Raw genomic sequence first — 19,738 nt, forward strand, 5'->3', positions numbered from 1 at the left:
GCTGGGCCCTAGGGCCCAGCCTCTTTTTTAGAAGGGCACCACCTCCTCCTTGGGCCCGCCGCCATTTCCCTGGAGGAAAGCCTCCCGGTCCGGGATCAGGTAGGCGCGGAAGCCCTCGGCCTCAAGGGCCTTCAGGACCCCTTCCCCCACCCGGGTCTCCCGCAAGGAGAGGACGGCCTCCCCAAAGGGCCCCTGGACCCTAAGGTAAAGGGGAAGGGCTCCGGGGTATTCGTCCAAAAGGCTCTTGAGGAGGGCCACACCCCCCTCGTCCAATAGGGCATGGTCCACCTCCACCTCCAGGGCCTTGGGGGCCTCGGCCACCTCCTCGTGGGTCCAGGCAGCCTGGGCCATGACCCTAAGCCCCCCTTCCTCCCGCTCCACCTCCGCCAGGACCAGGAGGGGGGTGTCCTCCTTAAGCTTGGGGGAGACCCCCTCGTAGGCCCGGCCGAAGACCACCGCCTCGAGGGCCCCGGTCTCATCGGAAAGGGTGAAGCGGGCCATCATCCCCCCGCTGCGGGTGGGCTTGCGCACCACCTCCTCCACCATGCCCGTAAGGAGCACCCTGGGCCTTGGGGGAAGGCCCCGGATGAAGTCGGAAAGCTCCTCCAAGGGACAGCTAGCCACCTCCCTAAGCCCTGGGTAGCGCAAAACGGGGTGGCCGGAAACGTAAATGCCCAAAGCCTCCTTCTCGTAGCGGAGCCGGGTGATCTCATCCAGGGGCAGGGCCTCCACCAAGGGAGGCTCCTCCGCCTCGGCAAACAGGCCCATCATTCCCGACCTCTCCCGCTCGCGGCTTTCCGCCGCCCACCGAAGAAGGGGGTCCAGGGAGGCCAAAAGCCGGGCCCTGTCCCCAAAGGCGTCAAAGGCCCCCGCCTTGATGAGGGACTCCAGGGTGCGCTTGTTCACCACCTTTTCGTCCAGGCGCTTGAGGAAGTCCCCCAGGCTTCTAAAGGGCCCGCGGCGCTCCCTTTCCGCCAGGATGGCCTGGGCCGCCCCCTCCCCCACGTTCTTCACCGCGGAAAGGCCGAAGAGGATCTCCTCCCCCACCACCTTGAAGTCAAAGCCCGAGCGGTTGATGTCGGGGGGCAGGACCTCAATGCCCATGGCCCGGGCGTCGCGGATGTACTCCGCCACCTTGTCGGAGTCGTGCCGCTCCACGGTGAGGAGGGCGGCCATGAACTCCACGGGGTAGTGGGCCTTCACGTAGGCGGTCTGGTAGGAAAGGAGGCTGTAGGCGGCGGCGTGGGAGTTATGGACGATGACATCCTCGGCCAAGAAGGTGTGGGTGCCCTCCACGGTAAGGTCGTAGACCTCCTCCTCCCCTAAGGGCTCTATGGCCTCCACCCGGTCCCAATAGACCTCCGCCCCCGCCAGGCGCCAAAGGGCCAGGCTTCCCGTTAGGGCCGCAAGGCGCACCACCGTGGAACGGGAAAGCCCTAGACGGCCCTTGCCGGGCCGCAAAAGCCCCTGGGCCAAACCATGGGCCGCCAAAAAAGCCCCCTCCTTACCCCCGGAAACCTGGGCCAAAGCCTCCTTGACCAGAGGGAGGAAGGCCAGGGGCAGAATATCCTTGGTGCTCCTTCCCTCCCCCTTCCAGGAGGAAAGAAGCCCCTCTAAGTCCCGCTTCCTCTTGCCCAAGAGGTAAGGCCCCACCAGCCTAGCAAAACGCCAGGCCGCCTCCAGGCCCCCAAGAAGGTAGACCACATAGCCCTTTCGCCCCCCTCCATAGGGGAAATCCTTTTCCACCAGTCGGCTTTGCAGGCCCAGGCGAAGGAGAAGGTGTTGCACCCCTTGGGCCAGGGCCTGGGAAGCGGTGGCGTAAAAGATGAGCTTTCCCTTGGGATCCACTCCCCCATCCCCCACCCAAAGCCGCCCCAAAAGCCTTGCCACCCCCTCCAAGGGAAGGCCAAAGACCCTTTCGGGCAACTGCTTTTCCCTGGCGGAGAGGCCCATCAGGCCCATCTCCCGCAGAAAAGCCTCTGCTTCCGAGGGCACCTTGCGGTTTTGCCGGCCCACATAGAGGTGGGCCACCCCCCGGCGCCAGACCAAGCGGGTACGGGCGTTGGCAAAGCCTGCCAAGGCCTCCTGCATGGCCAAAAGCTCCTCTTCCGAGGAGGTGTAGAGGTAAAAGCCCGAAGGATGGCGAAGGTTCCCCTCGCTTAAGGCAAAGCCCAGGAGGTCCAGCTCATGGGGCCTCAACTCCTCCGAGGGTTGGTAGGGCAGGTACCGGGGTAGGGCAACGAAATCCCCTGGGCGAAGCCTCCCCAGCTCCCGCCAGCCTTCCGGGGTGTAGAGGGGGTGGTTGGCCGTGGCCTCGAGGACCCTTCCCGTGGCGGTGCGCAAGCGAAAGACCATGGCCCGGCCGCTGGGGAAGGCGGCCAGCACCCGTCTTGGCACCAGGCGCAAGGTGGCCTCATCCAGGGAGACCACCAAGACCCCCCTGGCCTCACCCCGCACCAGGGCCTCGATGGGTACGGGCTTCCCCGTGCGGTAGTCCACCACCCGGGTCCTTCCCGGCAGGCACTTGTTGAAGCCATAGTTGGCAAAGGCCTCCAGCATGTCAAAAAGCCGGTTGGCCTCCTCCTCGGGGACGCCCCGTTCCTTGGCCCCCCGCACGAAGCGCTCCCGGTGCCTTTGCATCTCCTCCACCTTCTTCTTGCCCATGGCCCGGCGGAGGAGGTCCGCCTCCCCTAAGGAGTAGCCCGCCACCTGGGAGGCGATCTGCATGATCTGCTCCTGGTAAACGGGGATGCCGTAGGTCTCCTCCAGGATGGGCCTTAGGTACTTCTCCGCATGGGGGAACTCCGCATAGCTCACGGGCTCCTGGCCATGGTGGCGGCGGATGTAGGTGGGGATGTGCTCCATGGGCCCCGGGCGGTAGAGGGAGACCAAGGCGATGATGTCCTCGAGGCGCCGGGGCTTAAGCCCCCGCACCGTGGCCGTCATACCCCCCGACTCCAGCTGGAACACCCCCTTGGTCTCCCCCCGCGCCAAGAGGGCGAAGGTCTTGGGATCGTCCAGGGGCAGGCGGTCGTAGTCCAGCTCTACCCCCTTGGACTCCTTGACGATCTTCTTGGCCTCGTCCAGGAAGGTGAGGGTGCGCAGGCCCAAAAAGTCCATCTTCAAAAGCCCCAGGGCCTCCACCGCCCCCATGTCGTACTGGGTCACGGGCCGCCCCTCTTGGTCCCGCATGAGGGGGACCAGATCCGTAAGGGGCTCTTGGGCGATCACCACCCCCGCGGCGTGCACGGAGGCATGGCGGTTTAGGCCCTCGAGGCGCATGGCCACCTCGATCACCTCCCGCACCCGGGGGTCCTTTTCCATCTCCGCCTTTAGCTCCGGCACCAGCTCTATGGCCTCGGCCAAGGGCTTGGGCTTGCCGAACTGCACGGGAATCAGCTTGGCCAGCTCCTCCGCCTTCTTGTGGGGGATGCCGTAGACCCGGGCCACGTCCTTGAGGGCCGCCTTGGAGGCCAGGCTGCCGAAGGTACCGATCTGGGCCACCTTGTCCTCCCCATACCGCCGGCGCACGTACTCGATCACCCGGTCCCGCTCCCGGTCGGAGAAGTCAGTGTCAATGTCCGGCATGGAAACCCGCTCGGGGTTCAGAAAGCGCTCAAAGAGGAGGCCGAAGCGCAAGGGGTCAATGTTGGTGATGCCCACGGCATAGGCCACCAGGCTCCCGGCGGCGCTTCCCCGGCCTGGCCCCACGGAAACCCCATGGTCCCGGGCCCAGTTGATGTAGTCCTGCACGATAAGGAAGTAGCCGGGAAAGCCCATGCGCTCGATCACAGAAAGCTCGTAAAGGGCCCGGTGCAAAATGGCCTCCGCCGTCCACTCCCTCACCCCTTCCAAAGGGGGCAACTGGGGCCGAAGGGCTTCCCACGCCCCCTCCTCCACCTGGGCCAGGGCCTCCGCCAAAGCCTCCCCGTCCCCGTGAGGGGGGATACGGCCCAGAAGGCGGAAAACCTCCCGGTAAAACCCCTCGGTGATCCGGTCCGGATACCGGGCAAGAAGCCCTTTGAAGGTGAGCTCCCGCAGGTACTGGGCCTCTTGCTTGCGCAAATCCGTTTGCCCTGCGGGCAAAGCACCGGTCCTGCCCTCGGGGAGGGGGAAGCGGGGGATGCGGTAGACCATCCTGTCCCCGATGGGGAGGTCCACGTTGCACATGCGGGCGATCTCCACTGTGTTGTCAAAGGGCTCGTCCCCCCATTCCTCCTCGGGGAGCATGGCCCGCATCTCCTCCGGGGTTTTCACGTAGAACTCGTCGCAAGGAAAGCGCCAGCGTTCAGGGTCATCCAGGGTGCTCTTGGACTGGATGGCGAGAAGCACCTCGTGGGCCCGGGCATCCTCCTTGCGCACGTAGTGGCCGTCGTTGGTGGCCACCATGCCCAGGCCGTATTTCCGGGCAAACTCCTTCAGGACCTGGTTGACCTTCCTCTGCTCCGGAAGGCCATGGTTCTGGATCTCTATGAAGAAGCGGTCGCCGAAGATGGAGAGGTACTCGTTGAGCCGGGCCTCGGCCAGGTCCAGGCGGTCTTGGAGGATGAACTGGGGGATCTCCGCCCCCAGGCACCCCGAGAGGGCGATCAGCCCCTCCGCATGCTCCCTTAGGATCTCGCGGTCGATGCGGGGTTTCTCGTAAAAGCCCTCCAGATAGGCCCGGCTGGCCAGGCGCACCAGGTTCTGGTAGCCCTTGAAATCCTTGGCAAGAAGGGTGAGGTGGAAGTAGCCCCCATCCAGGCCCTTACCCCTTTTGCGGTCAAAGCGGCTTTCCGCAGCCACATAGGCCTCGTAGCCGATGATGGGCTTGATCCCCATGGCGGTGGCCTTCCTGTAGAACTCCACCGCCCCGAAGAGGTTGCCGTGGTCGGTCATGGCCAAGGCAGGGTCCTCGGGGGATACCTCCTTGACCCACTTGAGGAGGTCAGAAAGTTTGGCCGCGCCGTCCAGGAGGGAGAACTGGGTGTGCTGGTGCAGGTGGGCGAACTTAAGGCGGCCCATAGGGTCCAGTCTAGCAAGCGCCTGGCATCCCTCCGCCAGGTACATTGCTTATGCCATGATGGAGGACATGGGCGCCCCCATCGGCGCCACCGAGGCCCGGGTTCCCCTTGGAGGGCATTATGGTGCGCCCTTTAGAACCCCATGACCCTAGGCCAACTTAGGGAAGAAATCTGGAACACTCTGGCCCGCTACGACCTGGCCCTCCACCCCACACCTCCCCACGGCCACCACCCCAACTTCCTGGGGGCCAAGAAGGCGGCGGGCCTCCTCCTTCGCACCCCGGAGTTCCAAAGGGCCAGGCTCATCCTGGCGGGTATGGATGCGGTGCTGAAACCCTTGAGGGAGGAGGCCCTTAGGACGGGTAAGGCCCTGGTCCTCCCCCATCCCGACCGGCCGGGGGAGTTCGTGCTCCTCAAGGACCTGGACCCGAGGAAGCTCAAAAGGGTGCGGGAGGCCTACCGCTACGGGGTGAGGGTGGACCTAAAGGGCCAGCCCATAGACCTGGTCCTCATCGGGGCCGTGGCCGTGGACGAGGAAGGGGGCTGGGTGGGGAAGGGCTACGGTTTTCCCCAGGCCTGGCTTGCCGTGGAGGCCCCCTTCGCCACCTTAGCCCACGCCCTCATGGTCTACGCCAAGTTGCCTGTGGAACCCGAGCGCCGGGTGGACCTGATCGCCACCCCGGCGCGGCTCATCCGGCCCTAGAGGGCGAACTCCTTGAGGAGGCCCTCGAGGTCCAAAGCCTCCCGCTGGCCCAAGGCGGGGTAGACCTCAGGGTAGCGGGGAAGGTAGGCCCTAAGGCGCTCCTCAAAGGTGGGGACCTCCGCCTTCCAGAAAACCCCCATGGGGATCCTTTCCCCCCATTCCCCGGCTTTTTCCTGGAACTGGGCCATCTTCCGATCCAGCTCCTCGGGGGGCAGGCCTTCGGGAACATGGGGGTCATACCCCTCATCCTGGAGCCTATAGAGCCTGGGGGCGAACCACTCCTTGGTGTGCAGGTCGTTGTAGGTGGGGCAGGGCTGGAGGACGTGGAGAAAGGCCAGGCCCTTGTGGTTAAGGCCCTCCTTGATGAGCTCCTTCAGGCCCTTCACGTCGTAGGCATAGCCCCGAGCGATCCAGGTGTAGCCCGAGGCGAAGGCCAGGAGCAGGGGGTTGATGCGCCCCTGGGGGTTGGGCTTGGGGAGGCTTTTGGTCTTCTCCCCAAGGCCCAGGGTGGGCCCCGCCTGCCCCTTGGTGAGGCCGTAGACCTCGTTGTCGTAGAGGATGTAGAGCATGTCCACGTTGCGGCGGCCTGCGGCCACGAAGTGCCCGGCCCCGATCCCCAGGCCATCCCCGTCCCCCCCCACCGCCACCACGGTGAGGTGGGGGTTGGCCAGCTTGGCCCCCTGGGCCACGGGGAGGACGCGGCCGTGAAGGGTGTGGACCCCGTAGACATTCAGGTAGTGGGGGGTCTTGGCCGAGCAGCCGATCCCCGAGAAGATGGCCGTCTGGGAGGGATCCCGCTTCAGCTCAAAAAGGGCCATCTGCAATGCGGAGAGGATGCCGTAGTCCCCGCAACCCGGGCACCAGTCCGGTTGCTTCTCCGCCTTGTAATCCGCGAGCTTAAGCTCCAACATGGCTAGACTCCTTTCCTGAGCACCAGGCGCTCGGGGGCCCCGCCCGCCAGCACCTGTTCCAAGGCCTCCACCGCCTCATCCAGGGTGATGGGGCGGCCGTTGTACTTGACGATGCGGTGATGGACCCGCCTTAGGGTTTCCTGCTGCACCAGGTCCGCCAGCTGCCCTGAGTAGTTGTGTTCCACCGTGACCAGCCGCTTGCCCTCCAGGAGAGAACCGATCCTGGGGAAGGGCCAGAGGAGCCTGAGGTGCAGGTAGCCGACCCCAGGCAGGCGGTCCAGGGCCTCCAGAAGGGTGCCCTTCACCGTGCCCCAGCCCAGGACCAGCACCTCCCCGTCCCTATAGAGGGTGTACTGGTCCTCGAGGGGGATCTCCTCGCGGGCGGCTTCCAGCTTGCGCATGCGCTTTTCCATCTGGTACTCCCGGAGGACGACGTCCTCGGTGATGTGGCCCACCAGGTCGTGCTCGTCCGAGGTCATCCAGTAAAAGCCCCCTGGGGTGCCGAGGGGGATAAAGGGGGAGATGCCGTCCTCCGAGGGAGCGTAGCGCTCATAGGGGCCAAACCCCTCCTTCCTGGGGACAAGGCGCTTTTCCCCATCCAGGGAGAGCACCCTGAAGGCCTCCTTGGGAAGGCTTTGGGCCATGGAGGCCAGGAACTTGTCCAGGAGGTGCACCACCACCGTCTGGTAGCGCCAGGCCCAAGCCAGGGCCTTCTGGGCATCCAAAAAGGCATCCTCTATATCCCCCGAGGCCAGGACGATCCGGGGGTACTCCCCGTGCCCACCCCGGATGGCGAACATGAGGTCGCCCTGCTCGGTGCGGGTGGGAAGGCCGGTGCTGGGCCCACCCCGCTGGTAGAGGGTCACCACCAAGGGCACCTCCAGCATGCCGGCAAAGCCCATGCCCTCGGCCATGAGGCTGAAACCGGGCCCGCTGGTGGCGGTGGCCGCCTTGGCCCCGGTGAGGGCCGCTCCCACCGCCATGGTCACCGCGGCGATCTCGTCTTCCGTCTGGACCACGGCCACATCGGCCCCGGTGAAGGCCGTGTGGGCCTCGAGGTAGGTGGATTCGTCCGTGGCCGGGCTTATGGGGTAGTAGGTCTGGAAGCGAAGCCCCCCAGCCAGTTTGCCCAAGGCCGCCGCCTGGGCCCCAGTGAGGTAAACCCGGCCCGGCTCATACCCGTTTAGGCGCAGCTGGAAGGAGAGCTTAGGCACCTCCTCCCGGTATACCGCCTCGGCCACCTTCTGGTTTAGCTCCAACACCTTGCCCCTAAACTGCAGGGCCAAGGCCTCCAGCAAGGGGTCCAGGGGAAAGCCCAGGAAGTGGAGGCTCGCCGCCACGGCGATGGTGTTCAGGGTACGCCGGGCCTGCAGGGAAGGTACGCCCAGCTCCACCCCGATCCGGTCCGCCACCTCCTCAAAGGGGTAGGGCAGGGGCTGGACCCCGGCCTCCACGTAGGCCGCAAGGAGGTCCCCCAAGCTGGGATCCAGCTTGCCGAAGCGCTCGGAAAGGGCCTCCGCCACCCGGTGGTCCAGCATGGGGAGCTTGTGCACCGTGAGCTCCAAAACCCGGGGATCGTAAAGGACCACCCCTCCAGGCCCAATCTCGTCCAGGTGCCGGGCCAGGGTCTCCCCGTCCAGGGCCACCAACATGTCCACCTTTCCTCGGAAGGCCGCCACGGGTTTTCGCGAGAGGCGCACATCCAGGTAGGAGTGCCGCCCCATGATGTTGGAGTGGTACTCCCGCTTGGTGGCCACCCACCAACCCCCCTTGGCCACCGCCCGGGCGAAAAGGGTAGCCGCCGTCTCTATCCCGCCCCCTTGGGGGCCGCCCACGCGCCAGGTGAACTCTTCCATAAGCCCTCCCTCGCTCCTTGATACCCTACTCCTTAAGGGTCCGGGTTGGCTAGGGGCATTTGCCCAAAAGGGGGCTCACTCCTCCTGGTCCGCCTGGTGAAGCCTTTTCCCCCAGAGGCTTTGAGGGCGGTGGTGCTCCAGGACCAAAGCCCGCACCTGGGGGTCCTGGATCCGCTCCGCGGCATACAGGGGATGGTGGCGGCGCACCTGGAAGGCCCCAAAGAAGCCCTTTCGCAAGGGATAAGGGGGCACGGGAAGGGCGTAAAGCCCGGTGAGGATGCGCTCCAAGGGGCGGTAGGGCCTTAAGGCCTTGCCCGCATCGTGAAGAAGGGCAGCCCGGATGGCGAAGGCAGGGGCCTCCGGGTAGCTTTTCAGGAGCCTTCGGGCCACCCGCACCCCATGGGCTCGGTCCCTGGGGTCCATGGACAGGTAAAGGGCGCGTTCCTCCCCCTGCAAAAAGGCCAAGGCAAAGGCATCGTCCGGCTCCTCCCCTCCAGGGAAAAAGGCCCTAAAGAGGCGCCTAAGCCTCTTTGAGAACCTCCCGAACCCCTGTCCTAAGCCCTGGCTCCTGTGACCCGGCAAGGGGCTAGATGAACTTCTTCAGCATGGTGGCGATCTCCTCAGGCTTCTTGGGGTCCACCTTGCCCTCGGAAACCTCGGCGGCGCAGATGTTGAGGAACTCCTCCAGGATCAAGGTGGCCGCCGCCTCCATGGCCTTTTTGGTGGCGGTCATCTGGGTGAGCACCTCGTCGCAGGGGCGCCCCTCCGCCACCATCTTCTGCAAACCCCTCACTTGGCCTTCTATACGCCGTAGCCGCTTAAGGATGTTCTCCACGGTCTCTTGCCCCAGCTCGGTGGTCTTGGTCATGGGGGCATTATATACCAGTACCCCCTATGTCGTCTTCGCTCACCGGTTCCTCGGCCTCAGGAAGCCTGGGCCTGCGCACCCATAGGAGCCGCGCCCCCAGGAGCCGGGTGATCTCCGCCAGGCGCCGGTTGGGATCCTCAGGAGGCTCAAGATACGGGCTTCGCCCGTGACCAAGGGCCTCCTCCGCCGGGGCCTCCTGGCCCAAAGCCTCCGCCCCCCCTAAGAAGGCCCCTGCGGCAGGCGGCCCTTCGGCCCGCCCGGGCAAGGCCTCCCACGGCTCCTCCACCCCTTCAGGCAAACCCGCGCCTCCCTGGACCTCCCCTTCGGATGGGGCGGGGGAAGGGGGCTCGGAGGCCTTGGGCTCCAGACGCCCGCGTTCTTCCCTGGGGAAACTGGGCCTAGGGCCTAGGCTTTTTTTTTCCAGGAGAAGGGCCACCTCCTCCACCCCGAAGTGGGCCCGCACCAGGGGAAGCAGGGTGGCCCTTTGCTCCTCGGCCCGCTTGTGGTGGAAGGCCTTGCTCTCGGGGAAGCGAAGCACGAGACGCCCCTCCTCCAGGAAGGGGCGGGCCTCCCTGAGGAAGGCCCTCAGGGTGGGCTTCAGGGCCTCGAGGAAGGCCCGCCACCTCCCGGCCAGGTCCCCCGGCATCTCCCCGGAAAGGCCTGCTTCCCTGGCGTCTGGCGGCGCCAGGGGCTTGGTGGGGTGGAAGTCGGGCAGGTCTTCCCGGGAAGCCCCTTGCCCACGCCAAGGGGTGGGCTCTTCAGGCAAAGCCTTCTCGGCCCGCGCCCTTTCCCCGGGGGGAGGGGTGGCCGTGGGCTGAGCCTCCCCCTTGCCCGCCTGGAGGGAGGAGGCCGCCGGGAAAACCCTTGCCGCCTGCAATAGGGCCGCCTCGAGGGCCAGGGGGTCCGAGCGCTTGGCAAGGCGCTCCATGGCCTCGTCCAAGGCGGTTAAGGCCCCCAGCAGGGCCTCGGGGGGGGCCTCCATCCCCGCCCCCGGCAGGCCATAGGCGGCGTACAGGGCCTCCCGGAGCACCTCCATGAGCCCCCCCACCAGGCTCCTTGGGGCGAAGCCCTGGGCGTAAAGCCCCCTGGCCTCCGTGAGCACCTCCTTGAGCTCCCCCCGGGCCAGGCCCCGGGCCAGGCGGGCAAGGGCTTCCCTTGGCGGAAGGCCCAGGGCCTCCTCCACCCGCTTCCGGGTCAGGGGGCCCTCCAGGAGGAGGAGGCGGTCCAGGAGGCTTTCCGCGTCCCTAAGCGCCCCGTCCGAAAGCCTTGCCACCAGGAGGAGGGCATCCTCCTCCGCCTCCCTCCCCATCCCCTTGAGGATGCGCCCGAGCTTAAGGGCGATCTCCTCCTCGGTAAGGCGGCGGAAGCGGTAGTGCTGGGTGCGGGAAAGGATGGTGGGGGGCATCCTCTCGGGCTCGGTGGTGGCGAAGATGAAAAGCACGTGGGGCGGGGGCTCCTCCAGGGTCTTGAGGAGGGCGTTAAAGGCGCTTTTGGAGAGCATGTGGGCCTCGTCCAGGATGAAGACCTTCCTGGGGGCGGAAAGGGGGGCGAGGAGGATCCTTTCCCGAAGCTCCCGCACGTCCTCCACCGAGTTGTTGCTGGCGGCGTCGATCTCCACCACATCGGGGTGGGCTCCCTTTTGCACCGCCTGGCAGTGGGCGCATACCCCGCAAGGGCGCTCCGCCCCCTGGCACCCCACGGCCATGGCCAGAAGCCGGGCGGTGGTGGTCTTCCCCACCCCCCGGGGGCCGGAAAAGAGGTAAGCCTGGGCCAGGCGCCCGTCCCGGATGGCCCGCACGAGGGGCTCCTTCACGTGCTCCTGGCCCACCAGCTCCTCAAAGGTAAGGGGGCGGACCCGGCGGTAAAGGGCGCTCACAAGGGCTAGTATAGGGCTTGGTGCGGAGTTTTCTCTCCCTCCACGTGGAGGCCCCCCTGGAAAGGGTACGGGCCTGGGCCCGGGAAAGGACCCTGGGGGCCGGGGTCTACCTGGTCCCGGACCCCCCCTGGGTGAGCCTGTACCCCGAGGCCCTCGAGGCCCAGGAGGACCCTCAGGCCATCCGGGCCTTTCTGGAGGAGCTTTCCCAACTGGGAAGGGCCCTGGCCTTCCTGGTCCTGGCGGAGGAGGAGCTTCTCTTCCTCCTGGCGGAAGGGGGAAAGGTCCTGGCGGAGCTGGCCCAGGGAACGGAGCTAGGGGAAAGGCTTATGGCCCCTTCGGAGCCCAAACCCCTGCTGGAGAAGGCCAGCCGCATGCCCCCCGTAAGCGCGGTCCAGGCCCTGGCGGCCCACTTCGGCCTACACCCCGACCACGCCGCCTTGGGCTTTTTGGACCTCCTGGAGGCCGAGGAGGAAGGAGACCTGCCCGAGGAGGTGATCTACCTTGAGTGAACCCTTGCTGGTGAAGGTGGGGGGAAGCCTAAGGGGTGCCGAAGCCCTGCTGGAGGAGCTCAGCGGCTACCCGGGCCCCCTGGTCCTGGTGCACGGGGGTGGGCCGGAGATCGGGGCCTGGCTCGCCCGCCTGGGTTGGGAAAGCCGGTTTGAGGGGGGCCTGCGGGTGACGCCTCCCGAGCACATGGAGGTGGTGGAGATGAGCCTGTGCCTCACGGGCAAGCGACTGGCAGAGGGGCTTTCCCAAAGGGGAAGAAGGGCCCTTTCCCTTTCCGGGCGGGACGCCCTTTGCCTAAGGGGGAGGGTCCTCCCCCACCTGGGCCGGGTGGGGGAGGTGGTGGGGGTGGAAGTGGGCCTCCTCCTGGACCTCCTGGAAAAGGGCTACACGCCCCTCCTCGCCCCCATCGCCCTGGACGAGGAAGGCCCCTTGAACGTGAACGCCGACACCGCCGCCGGGGCGGTGGCCGGGGCCTTGGGATGGCCCGCCCTTTTCCTCACGGATGTGCCTGGGGTCCTAAGGGACCCCAAGGATCCCACCACCCGCTTCCCCCACCTCACGGCCGAGGAGGTGGAAGACCTGAAGGCCCAAGGGATCCTCCAAGGGGGCATGATCCCCAAGGTGGAGGCGGCCTTGGGCGCCCTGAGGGCGGGCGCCCCCTGGGCCGCCATCGCCCAAGGGGAAAGGGGGGTGGTGGCCGGGGTCTTGCAGGGGGAAAGGGGAACCCGGTTTACCCTTTAGCCAGAAGCTCCAAAAAGGCCAGGAGGAAGCCGGGCAGGTCCCTGGGGCCCTGGGCGGTCACCAGGTTGCCGTCCACCACCACCCCTGACTCCTGGTAAAGCCCCCCGGCGTTTTCCAGGTCGTCCCGGATGGAGGAAAACCCCGTGACCCGCCTGCCCCGCACCAGCCCAGCGCTGATGAGAACCCAGCCCGCGTGGCAGATGGCCCCGATGGGCTTTCCCTCTTCCCCCACCCGCCGCACCAGGGCCAGCACCTCCGGGCTCCTTCTCAGGTAATCGGGGGCAAAGCCCCCGGGGATGAGGAGGCCCGCCACCTCCATCCCCATGGCCTCCTTGGCCCCCATCTCCGCCTTCCAGGAAAAGCCGGATTTGGCCTTGTATTCCCGGGCCTCAGGACCGATGACAATAGGGGTATACCCTGCCTCCTGCACCCGGTAGTACGGGTAGAGGAACTCCCGCTCATCAAAGAGGTCCGAAAGGAGAATCCCCACTGGCCTCACGCCACACCTCCAGGAACTCCTTAAGGATATTCCCCGTCACCCCCCAGATGTCCACCCCCCGCCAAGGGAAGTGCCAGACAGTGCGGCCATGGCGCAGCTCGCTCCAGGGGGTCACCTGGAGAAGCTCCTTTAAGGGGACCACGAAGACCTCGGCCACCTCGAGGGGATTGGGGTTTAAAGGGGGAAGGTCCTCCCGGAAGACCACCACCGGCTGCACCAGGAAACCCTGGGGGGAAAGCGCCGGGGCAAGGTACCCCAGGGGCTCCACCCCCAAAAGGCCCACCTCCTCCGCGGCCTCCCGCAGGGCGGCCTCCAAGGGGGTTTCCCCCGGTTCCACCACCCCTCCCGGAAAGCTGACCTGCCCGGCATGGGTGGGAAGGTGGGGGCTTCTTAGGGTGAAAAGGAGGCTTTCCCCAAGAAGGGGCACGGCCACCGCCGCCAGGCGGAAGCCCTCGGGAAGGGTTAGCCCTCCCGGCAGGCTCTCTGGGAGCGCCTTCTTAAGGCGGTCTCGGGGTCCAGGCCCCTTTTGGCGAAAAGCCCCACCAGGTTCCAAAGCGCCTCCTCGAGGTCCCCCTTCTCCAGGGCTGCCCTCAGGCCCTCCTCGCTACCCGGCTCCATCCCCTTCCGTTGGAGCTCATAGGCCCGAAGCAGGGTGGGAAGGTGCTTGGGAAGTTGGCAGGGCTCCTCCCCCTTCCCCTCCTCCGCCTTCAGCTCCTCCCACCGGGCCTTCACCTCCTCCGGGGTTTGGGCCACGCCCTCCCCGAACACATGGGGGTGGCGGCGGATGAGCTTTTCCACAATGCTTCTTTCCACATCCTCATAGGAAAACCGCCCCTCCTCTTCGGCGATGATGCTGTGAAAGGCCACCTGCAAAAGCACATCCCCAAGCTCTTCCGCCATCTCCTTGGAATCCCCACCCAAAAGGGCATCCGCCGCCTCGCTGGCCTCCTCCAAAAGGTAGGGGATGAGGCTCTCATGGGTCTGGGCCCGGTCCCAGGGGCAACCCCCAGGTCCCCTAAGGCGGCGCATCACCTCAAGAAGCCGCTCCATGCCCCCCATTCTCCCTCAGGAGGAGGCTCCCTGCCAGGGAAAGACCCACCAAGAGCAGGGATAGGGGGTCCACCGGGGCCCGCTCCAGCACCCACCCCCCAGGCCCTGGGGCGGGCAGGCCCGTGGTGCGGGTGAGGAGGAAAAGCCCCACCATCACCCCCACCAGGTACCGCCCCAGGCGCCGCCAGGCGGGGCCTATGGGCACCTCCAAAAGGGGCAGGAGGAGCAAGGAGAGGCCGTAGCCCAGCTGGAGGGCCAATAGGCCCATGAAGAGCAGGGCGTACCAGAACCCCGGGGTCTGGAAGGCTAGGCTGGGGTTTTGCGCCAGGAAAAGCTCCCCACAAAGCCCCCCGCCCAAGGGAGTCCTTCCGAAGCCCAAAAGCTGTAGGAAGAAGGGGAGGATGAAAAGGACCCCAGCCAGGCGCATGGCTAAGGGCGCTCCCTCAAGGGCTCCAACCGCACCACCGTGCCATAGGCCAGAATCTCCGCCGCCCCTTGGAACACGCTGACCGTGGCGTACCGCACCCCCAAGACGGCATGGGCCCCTAAGCGTTTAGCCTCTTCCAGCATCCTGCGTTCCGCCTCCTGGCGGGCCTCCTTCAGCATCTCCGTGTACTCGAGGATCTCCCCACCCAAAAGGCTACGCAAACCCGCCAAGAGATCCTTGCCCAGGTGCTTGGCCCGCACCGCGCTTCCCTTGACCACCCCCAGCACCTGAACGACCCGGTGGCCGGGCACCTCGTCCAGGGTGGCGAGCAAAATCTCCATGCCCCCCATCCTACCGGTCCCGCCGGGCGAAGACCAGGGCCCCCAGGAGGGTTAGAAGAAGCCCGGAGAGGGCCAGGTAGCCAAACCCCAGCCAAGGCCCCACCTCTCCAAGCCGCTCCGCCACCAGGTAGCCTATGGGGCCGGTGAGCACCGGAGCCTTCAGGCCGGAAAGAAGCCCCACCCGGTGGATCTCCTGGGGGTTCAGGAGGAGGGCCAGGGCCAGGAAGCCCTCTAGGGGATACTCCCTAAGGCGCACCGCCAAGGCCACCACCAGGGGCCCATAGAGGACATTTAGAAGCCCATATAGGCCGAGGCTTAGGCCCAAGGCCCGTTTTTCCTCCAGGGTCAAGGCGGCGAGCAGGGCGGAAACCCCCATCCAGAAAGCCAAAAGGCCCACACCGGAAAGCCAAAGCCAAAAGGCGGCCTCCAGGGAGAGCCCCAAAAGCCCTGCCCCCAGGAAAAGACCCGGAAGAAGGGGGAATAGGAGGGCCAGGAAGATGCCCGCGACCCCTGCCACGAAGCCGCGAAAGGCCTCTTGGGGCAGGCCCAGGAGGAAGGCCCACTCCTCCCTCGAGGCCATAAGGGGCACCGCCAAGGCCACCACCAAGGGGGGTAGGAGGAGGAGAAGCCCCGAGTAAAGCCCCACCAGCCCCACCCCCTCCCCCCGGCCCAGGAAGCCCAAGGACAGCAGGGAAGGGAGAAGGAAGAGGCCGAAGGTCCAGGGGTTTCGGGTAACCTCCTTGAAAAAGAGAGGGCTCATGGGGCCTTGGGAGGGGGAGGAAAGAGGTCAGCGGGCACCCAGGTGCGCTTCTCCCCTTCCTTAAGGGCCTGGGACCAGGTGAGCACCCGCCCCCCCGCCCGCTCGGGCCGCTCCTTAAGGTGCTTCTCGAGGGCCTCCCGGCTACCGAAGACCAAAAGCCCCGAACCCATGGGGGTGCGGATCCTGGGGTTGTGGTAGAGCACAGCCTTTTCCGCCGCCAGCCACCTGGGGGCAGTTCGGGTGCTTTCGGCAAAGTCCGCCAGGTACACCTCCTTAGGGGTAAGGCTAGGCCCACCCCAGCCGTTCAACTGGTCCAGAAGGCAGGCGGGGTCGTCGTAGAAGAAGGCCTTGCCCTGGGGGTTTACCGCCTGGGCCGCATACCGGGCATCCAGGATGGTCATGAAGCAGTAAGGGCAGGCCTCCACCCCTACCCGCAAGGACCGGGGCTCAGCCAGGGCCTTCAGGAAAAAGGGAAGGGTGTAGAGAAAAACGCGTCGGTTCACGGCCTTGATGACCTCCTAACCCCAGTCTAGGCCAGGGCCCCAGGTTTCCCTGGGGCCCAAGGACTAGTGGCCTGCCCCCTTCTCCCCCAAAAGCCCGGCATGCCGGGCCAAAAGGGCCACCAGGTTCATCTCCGGCAGGGGGGCCAGGTCGAGAAGGGTCTGGAAGCTGTAGAAGCGCTGGCGACCATGCTGGGCCTTGTTCCTCTCGGCGAACTCCTGGGCCGCCTTGGCGCTGGCGAAGGCCAAAAGCTTGGCGTTCATCACCACCATCATCTTTTCCCCCCAGTAGTAGGTGGCCTGGCGGGCGGGGATGAGGCGCACCGACTCCTGGGGCCGGTTGGGGTCGTAAGCCCCCCGGTCGGTTACGTAGAAGGTGGCCCCCTCCCCGTCCTTAAGCCCGTGTACCCAGGCGTAGTTCACCATGCAGGCGATGCTTTCAAAGTGCAACGCCTCCACCACCTGCTTGGGATCGTGGGGGGCAGGCCTTGGCCTCTCAAAGGCGATCTGGCTATAGGTCTGCTCAAAAAACCCCTTGGGGAAGGTGCGGCCCCGCCAAGCGCCCTCTGGGGTCTTGATGGGCATCTCGCAAAAGGCGCACGTGCCCTCCTCCCAGGGGATGGGCTTAGGGGCAACCCGCATCCCACCCACGGGAGCGGGGCTTTCCGTCCCATGCCCCATGTGCTGGGCCAAGGCCGGCCCCGCCACCAGCAAACCACCCAAAACCCTAAGTACCTCACGCCGGTTCCTCATAGAGCACCTCCATTAACCAAGGGAGGCGTTCCCCCCTTAGGCCCAAGACTTCCGCCGGGGAGCCCTCCTCCAGGACCCTCCCCCCTTTCAAGAGCACCAACCGGTCTGCCCGCTGGGCCTCCTCCACGTGGTGGAGGGCCACGAGAACCGCACCCCGTCCCTTAGCCCCCACCCAAGCCCAGAACCGCTCCCGGCCCTGGGGGTCCAAGGCGGCGGTGGGCTCGTCCAAAAGCCAGATGGGAGGGTCGCCCATGAGGCCTGCCGCCAGGGCTAGGCGTTGGCGCTGGCCCCCGGAAAGCTCCCCTACCCGCCTCCTTAGAAGCCTTTCCAACCCCATGCGTTCCAAGGCCTCCTCCAAGGCCCCCTTATCCAAACCCTTGACCTTGCGGGCGCCCTCGAGGACCTCCCAGGCCCGCAGGTGGGGAAAGAGCCTGGGGGCCTGGGGAAGGTAGGCCCTTAGGGGAAGGACCCGGGGGTCCCGGGGGGCGTGGGAGAGAAGGGCCGCCATACCCCCATCCGGCTTGAGCCGCCCTGCCAATAGGGCCAAAAGGGTGCTCTTCCCCGCCCCGTTGGGGCCCAGGAGCCCCACCACCCCCCCGGCCACCTGCAGGGTGACCCCCTGAAGCCTTCCCCTCTTGCTCAAGTTCTCCGCCGCCACCACCACAAAACACCTCCAAAAACCCCCAGGAAGATCCAGGGCCCCTGAAAGGCCACGGCCTTGGGCAAGGGAGCCGCTTGGGCATCGGCCAAGGCCACGAGCCTCAGCCCGGGCACCTGGGCCTCCGCCGCCTCCCAGAGGACAATCCCCGGGGAAAGGGCAAAAAGGGAAAGCTCCGGTTGCCGGGCGAGAAGGAGGGCAAAACTGCTGGTGGGGAGGTGGGGTACCGGAAGGCCCGAGGCCCGGTCGTACCCGTTCGCCACCACCTGGACCCTGGCCTCGGGATCGTCCACCAGGAGGTCATAGAGGTTGCCGAGGAAGCGGTTCCCCTTCACCTGGGCGGAGTTCCCACCCCGTTCGCGGGTGATGCGCAAGGCGGTGCCGTTTTCCTGGAAGCGGTTACCCTGCACCCGGGCCTCCGCGGCGTCCATCAGGACCAACCCCAGGGTGTTTTCCAGGAAAAGGTTGCCCTCGGCCACCGTACCCCTTTCGTCTTGCAGGAGAAGGCCGTAGGCTACGGGGCTTTTGTGGCCCTCCAGGCGGTTAATCCGGATCCGGTTTTGCGCCCCGTGCATCACCGCATTGCCGATGCCGTTTTTTATGGACACGTTCCCTTCTATGTCCACCTCCCAGGAAAACATCACGTGAAAGCCATAACGCCCATTTCCCTCCAAGAGGTTGTCCCGTATCCGCATCCCGGGGCTGTATTCCACGTAAATCCCTTCCATAAACCCCCGAAGGTGGCTTCCCTCCACCCGGGCGTTGGGGCTGGAGTAGACCAAGACCCCCGGGGAAGCCCCTAGGCCCTGGGCCTTAAGCCCCCGCACGGCGGCCATGGGGGAGTCCTCCATCCGCACCGCGGTGGGAGCACCCTCCACCCGTATCCCCTCGAGGAGACACCCCCGGCAACCCCCAAGGTAGATGGCCGCATCCGGCTCAAAGAAGTCGTCCTCCGGCCCCGCCCCCACCACCGTGAGGCCCCTCACCCGTATGCCCGGGGCCAGGAGGCTTAGGGTGTGCCCCCTGTCCCCCCGCAGGACCGCTCCCTCCCCCTCCACCAAAAGGCCGGGGGTAGCCAGGACCAAGGGCCCCCTCACCTCCCCCCTTAGCTGGAGGACCGGCGCGGCGAGGGCCACGCCCAGGAAAAGGGGCCACCACCCCAAAGGGCGCATCACCCTAAGGGTAGGCCTGGGGGGTGGGACATTCGTACTCCCGTGAAATGTGCCCTAAATCACGGAGTACATTTGTCCTCTTCCCGGTTGGTAAGGTGAACCCGTGAGGTGGCTTGTGATCCTCCTGGGAGGCCTGGCCCTGGCCCAGGCGGTGGCCACACCCGGCTGGGTCCGCCTGGTGCCCCCGGTGGTGAAGGACACCGCCGCCTACCTGACCCTGGAAAACCGGGGGAAGACCCCCTTGCGCCTGGTGGGGGGGGAAACGGAGGTGGCCGAGCGGGTTTCCATCCACGTGGACTACCGGGAAACCCGGGGAGGCCAGGTGGTCCTGGGCATGCGCCCCCTGGCCTACCTGGACATCCCCCCGGGAGGCCGGGTGGAGTTTCGCCCCGGCAAGTACCACCTCATGCTGGAAGGGCTCAAACGCCCCCTAAAGGCGGGGGAGAAGGTGACCCTGGTGCTTAAGTTCCAAGACGGTGGTAGGCTCAAGGTAATCCTGCCGGTGGAGATGCGATGAAAGGAAAACTCCTCTTGCCCGTCCTCCTGGTCCTCGGCCTGGTGGGGGTGGCGTACCTCCTCCTGCCCAAGGGCTCCCACAGCTTCTACGGCACCCGGCTTCTGAATCCCAAGCCCGTGGACTTTGCCCTCGAGGGGCCCCAGGGCTCGGTGCGGCTCTCCCAGTTCCGGGACAAGCTGGTCCTCATCTTCTTCGGCTACGTCCACTGCCCCGACGTCTGCCCCACCACCATGCTGGCCCTGAAGCGGGCCTACGAGAGGCTCTCCCCCAGGGAGCAGGAGGGGGTGCAGGTGATCTTCATCAGCGTGGACCCCGAGCGGGATACCCCACAGGTCTCCGACCAGTACGCCAAGAGTTTCCACCCCAGCTTCCTGGGCCTCACGGGTAGCCCTCAGACCATCCAGGAGGTGGCCCGGACCTTCGGGGTCTACTACCAGAAGACCCAATACCGGGACCCCGGGGAGTACCTGGTGGACCACACCGCCACCACCTTCGTGGTGAAGGAGGGCAACCTGGTCCTTCTCTTCAGCCCGGACAAGGTGGAGGAAACGGAGAGGGTGGTGGCAGACCTCAAAGCCTTGTTGTAAACTACCTCT

Annotated in this window: 21 protein-coding genes; 5 read left to right on the top strand and 16 right to left on the bottom strand. The window is 66.3% G+C overall.

The window, feature by feature from the left end:
* Positions 1 to 27: 27 nt before the first annotated feature.
* Entirely contained in the window at positions 28 to 5,004 is a 4,977-nt protein-coding gene (dnaE, locus tag L0C59_RS00320) for a DNA polymerase III subunit alpha (protein ID WP_243089169.1), read from the bottom strand.
* 141 nt (positions 5,005 to 5,145) lie between these two features.
* On the opposite strand from dnaE, the gene L0C59_RS00325 reads away from it, so the two are divergent.
* A complete protein-coding gene (locus tag L0C59_RS00325) occupies positions 5,146 to 5,706 on the top strand; it encodes a 5-formyltetrahydrofolate cyclo-ligase (protein WP_243089170.1) in 561 nt (186 codons plus the stop codon).
* Here L0C59_RS00325 and L0C59_RS00330 read toward each other — a convergent pair.
* From L0C59_RS00330 to dnaX, 5 genes are all read right to left on the bottom strand, one after another.
* Positions 5,703 to 6,617: a 2-oxoacid:ferredoxin oxidoreductase subunit beta gene (locus L0C59_RS00330; RefSeq protein ID WP_243089171.1), complete on the bottom strand. Its 915-nt coding sequence runs from the start codon at positions 6,615 to 6,617 to the stop codon at positions 5,703 to 5,705. The genes L0C59_RS00325 and L0C59_RS00330 overlap by 4 nt on opposite strands.
* 2 nt (positions 6,618 to 6,619) lie before the next feature.
* Entirely contained in the window at positions 6,620 to 8,473 is a 1,854-nt protein-coding gene (locus L0C59_RS00335) for a 2-oxoacid:acceptor oxidoreductase subunit alpha (protein ID WP_243089172.1), read from the bottom strand.
* Positions 8,474 to 8,548: 75 nt separating this feature from the next.
* Positions 8,549 to 9,055 carry a phosphohydrolase gene (locus L0C59_RS00340; RefSeq protein ID WP_243089173.1) on the bottom strand — a complete coding sequence of 169 codons (507 nt, stop codon included), beginning with the start codon at positions 9,053 to 9,055 and terminating at the stop codon, positions 8,549 to 8,551.
* Between the two features lie 4 nt (positions 9,056 to 9,059).
* The gene (locus L0C59_RS00345) at positions 9,060 to 9,341 is read right to left on the bottom strand and encodes a metal-sensitive transcriptional regulator (protein WP_015716013.1); all 282 of its coding nucleotides are present in this window, start codon (positions 9,339 to 9,341) and stop codon (positions 9,060 to 9,062) included.
* 7 nt (positions 9,342 to 9,348) lie between these two features.
* Positions 9,349 to 11,217: a DNA polymerase III subunit gamma/tau gene (gene dnaX / locus L0C59_RS00350; RefSeq protein ID WP_243089174.1), complete on the bottom strand. Its 1,869-nt coding sequence runs from the start codon at positions 11,215 to 11,217 to the stop codon at positions 9,349 to 9,351.
* Positions 11,218 to 11,234: 17 nt separating this feature from the next.
* On the opposite strand from dnaX, the gene L0C59_RS00355 reads away from it, so the two are divergent.
* Positions 11,235 to 11,726 (top strand): hypothetical protein, encoded by a 492-nt coding sequence (locus tag L0C59_RS00355; RefSeq protein ID WP_243089175.1) that lies wholly within the window; start codon positions 11,235 to 11,237, stop codon positions 11,724 to 11,726.
* On the top strand, positions 11,719 to 12,465 hold the full coding sequence (gene argB, locus L0C59_RS00360; RefSeq protein ID WP_243089176.1) for an acetylglutamate kinase: 747 nt from the start codon (positions 11,719 to 11,721) through the stop codon (positions 12,463 to 12,465). The genes L0C59_RS00355 and argB overlap by 8 nt, the downstream gene beginning before the upstream one ends.
* On the opposite strand, the gene L0C59_RS00365 is transcribed toward argB, so the two are convergent.
* The 10 genes from L0C59_RS00365 to L0C59_RS00410 all read right to left on the bottom strand — a co-directional run bounded on the left by L0C59_RS00365 (position 12,455) and on the right by L0C59_RS00410 (position 18,625).
* Positions 12,455 to 12,964: a type 1 glutamine amidotransferase domain-containing protein gene (locus L0C59_RS00365; RefSeq protein WP_243089177.1), complete on the bottom strand. Its 510-nt coding sequence runs from the start codon at positions 12,962 to 12,964 to the stop codon at positions 12,455 to 12,457. The genes argB and L0C59_RS00365 overlap by 11 nt on opposite strands.
* Positions 12,927 to 13,397, bottom strand: a complete 471-nt coding sequence (locus L0C59_RS00370; protein ID WP_243089178.1) for an NUDIX hydrolase — start codon at positions 13,395 to 13,397, stop codon at positions 12,927 to 12,929. Before L0C59_RS00370 ends, L0C59_RS00365 begins: the two co-directional genes overlap by 38 nt.
* Before the next feature lie 29 nt (positions 13,398 to 13,426).
* A complete protein-coding gene (locus tag L0C59_RS00375; RefSeq protein ID WP_243089179.1) occupies positions 13,427 to 14,023 on the bottom strand; it encodes a MazG family protein in 597 nt (198 codons plus the stop codon).
* Complete coding sequence (locus tag L0C59_RS00380; protein ID WP_243089180.1) at positions 13,998 to 14,441, bottom strand: hypothetical protein; 444 nt, start codon at positions 14,439 to 14,441, stop codon at positions 13,998 to 14,000. The genes L0C59_RS00375 and L0C59_RS00380 overlap by 26 nt, the downstream gene beginning before the upstream one ends.
* A gap of 2 nt (positions 14,442 to 14,443) precedes the next feature.
* Positions 14,444 to 14,782, bottom strand: a complete 339-nt coding sequence (locus L0C59_RS00385; protein ID WP_243089181.1) for a YbjQ family protein — start codon at positions 14,780 to 14,782, stop codon at positions 14,444 to 14,446.
* A gap of 10 nt (positions 14,783 to 14,792) precedes the next feature.
* Positions 14,793 to 15,542 carry a hypothetical protein gene (locus tag L0C59_RS11065; RefSeq protein ID WP_279232390.1) on the bottom strand — a complete coding sequence of 250 codons (750 nt, stop codon included), beginning with the start codon at positions 15,540 to 15,542 and terminating at the stop codon, positions 14,793 to 14,795.
* A complete protein-coding gene (locus L0C59_RS00395; RefSeq protein ID WP_243089182.1) occupies positions 15,539 to 16,045 on the bottom strand; it encodes a nitrous oxide reductase accessory protein NosL in 507 nt (168 codons plus the stop codon). Before L0C59_RS00395 ends, L0C59_RS11065 begins: the two co-directional genes overlap by 4 nt.
* Positions 16,046 to 16,108: 63 nt before the next feature.
* A complete protein-coding gene (locus tag L0C59_RS00400; RefSeq protein WP_243089183.1) occupies positions 16,109 to 16,795 on the bottom strand; it encodes a nitrous oxide reductase accessory protein NosL in 687 nt (228 codons plus the stop codon).
* Complete coding sequence (locus L0C59_RS00405) at positions 16,779 to 17,459, bottom strand: ABC transporter ATP-binding protein (protein WP_341474719.1); 681 nt, start codon at positions 17,457 to 17,459, stop codon at positions 16,779 to 16,781. The genes L0C59_RS00400 and L0C59_RS00405 overlap by 17 nt, the downstream gene beginning before the upstream one ends.
* Positions 17,435 to 18,625 (bottom strand): NosD domain-containing protein, encoded by a 1,191-nt coding sequence (locus tag L0C59_RS00410; RefSeq protein ID WP_243089184.1) that lies wholly within the window; start codon positions 18,623 to 18,625, stop codon positions 17,435 to 17,437. The genes L0C59_RS00405 and L0C59_RS00410 overlap by 25 nt, the downstream gene beginning before the upstream one ends.
* A 103-nt stretch (positions 18,626 to 18,728) precedes the next feature.
* Here L0C59_RS00410 and L0C59_RS00415 point away from each other — a divergent pair, with 103 nt between their 5' ends.
* Positions 18,729 to 19,142 carry a copper chaperone PCu(A)C gene (locus tag L0C59_RS00415; RefSeq protein WP_243089185.1) on the top strand — a complete coding sequence of 138 codons (414 nt, stop codon included), beginning with the start codon at positions 18,729 to 18,731 and terminating at the stop codon, positions 19,140 to 19,142.
* On the top strand, positions 19,139 to 19,729 hold the full coding sequence (locus L0C59_RS00420; protein ID WP_243089186.1) for an SCO family protein: 591 nt from the start codon (positions 19,139 to 19,141) through the stop codon (positions 19,727 to 19,729). Before L0C59_RS00415 ends, L0C59_RS00420 begins: the two co-directional genes overlap by 4 nt.
* Positions 19,730 to 19,738: the final 9 nt, after the last annotated feature.

It is taken from the genome of Thermus neutrinimicus, from assembly GCF_022760955.1.
Classification (GTDB): Bacteria; Deinococcota; Deinococci; order Deinococcales; family Thermaceae; genus Thermus; species Thermus neutrinimicus.

Bases quoted from the DNA above. Each gene is read 5' to 3' on its own strand.
- dnaE (WP_243089169.1), bottom strand. From the start codon at position 5,004: ATGGGCCGCCTTAAGTTCGCCCACCTGCACCAGCACACCCAGTTCTCC.
- L0C59_RS00325 (WP_243089170.1), top strand. From the start codon at position 5,146: ATGACCCTAGGCCAACTTAGGGAAGAAATCTGGAACACTCTGGCCCGC.
- L0C59_RS00330 (WP_243089171.1), bottom strand. From the start codon at position 6,617: ATGTTGGAGCTTAAGCTCGCGGATTACAAGGCGGAGAAGCAACCGGAC.
- L0C59_RS00335 (WP_243089172.1), bottom strand. From the start codon at position 8,473: ATGGAAGAGTTCACCTGGCGCGTGGGCGGCCCCCAAGGGGGCGGGATA.
- L0C59_RS00345 (WP_015716013.1), bottom strand. From the start codon at position 9,341: ATGACCAAGACCACCGAGCTGGGGCAAGAGACCGTGGAGAACATCCTT.
- L0C59_RS00375 (WP_243089179.1), bottom strand. From the start codon at position 14,023: ATGGGGGGCATGGAGCGGCTTCTTGAGGTGATGCGCCGCCTTAGGGGA.
- L0C59_RS00380 (WP_243089180.1), bottom strand. From the start codon at position 14,441: ATGCGCCTGGCTGGGGTCCTTTTCATCCTCCCCTTCTTCCTACAGCTT.
- L0C59_RS00385 (WP_243089181.1), bottom strand. From the start codon at position 14,782: ATGGAGATTTTGCTCGCCACCCTGGACGAGGTGCCCGGCCACCGGGTC.
- L0C59_RS11065 (WP_279232390.1), bottom strand. From the start codon at position 15,542: ATGAGCCCTCTCTTTTTCAAGGAGGTTACCCGAAACCCCTGGACCTTC.
- L0C59_RS00400 (WP_243089183.1), bottom strand. From the start codon at position 16,795: ATGAGGAACCGGCGTGAGGTACTTAGGGTTTTGGGTGGTTTGCTGGTG.
- L0C59_RS00410 (WP_243089184.1), bottom strand. From the start codon at position 18,625: ATGCGCCCTTTGGGGTGGTGGCCCCTTTTCCTGGGCGTGGCCCTCGCC.
- L0C59_RS00420 (WP_243089186.1), top strand. From the start codon at position 19,139: ATGAAAGGAAAACTCCTCTTGCCCGTCCTCCTGGTCCTCGGCCTGGTG.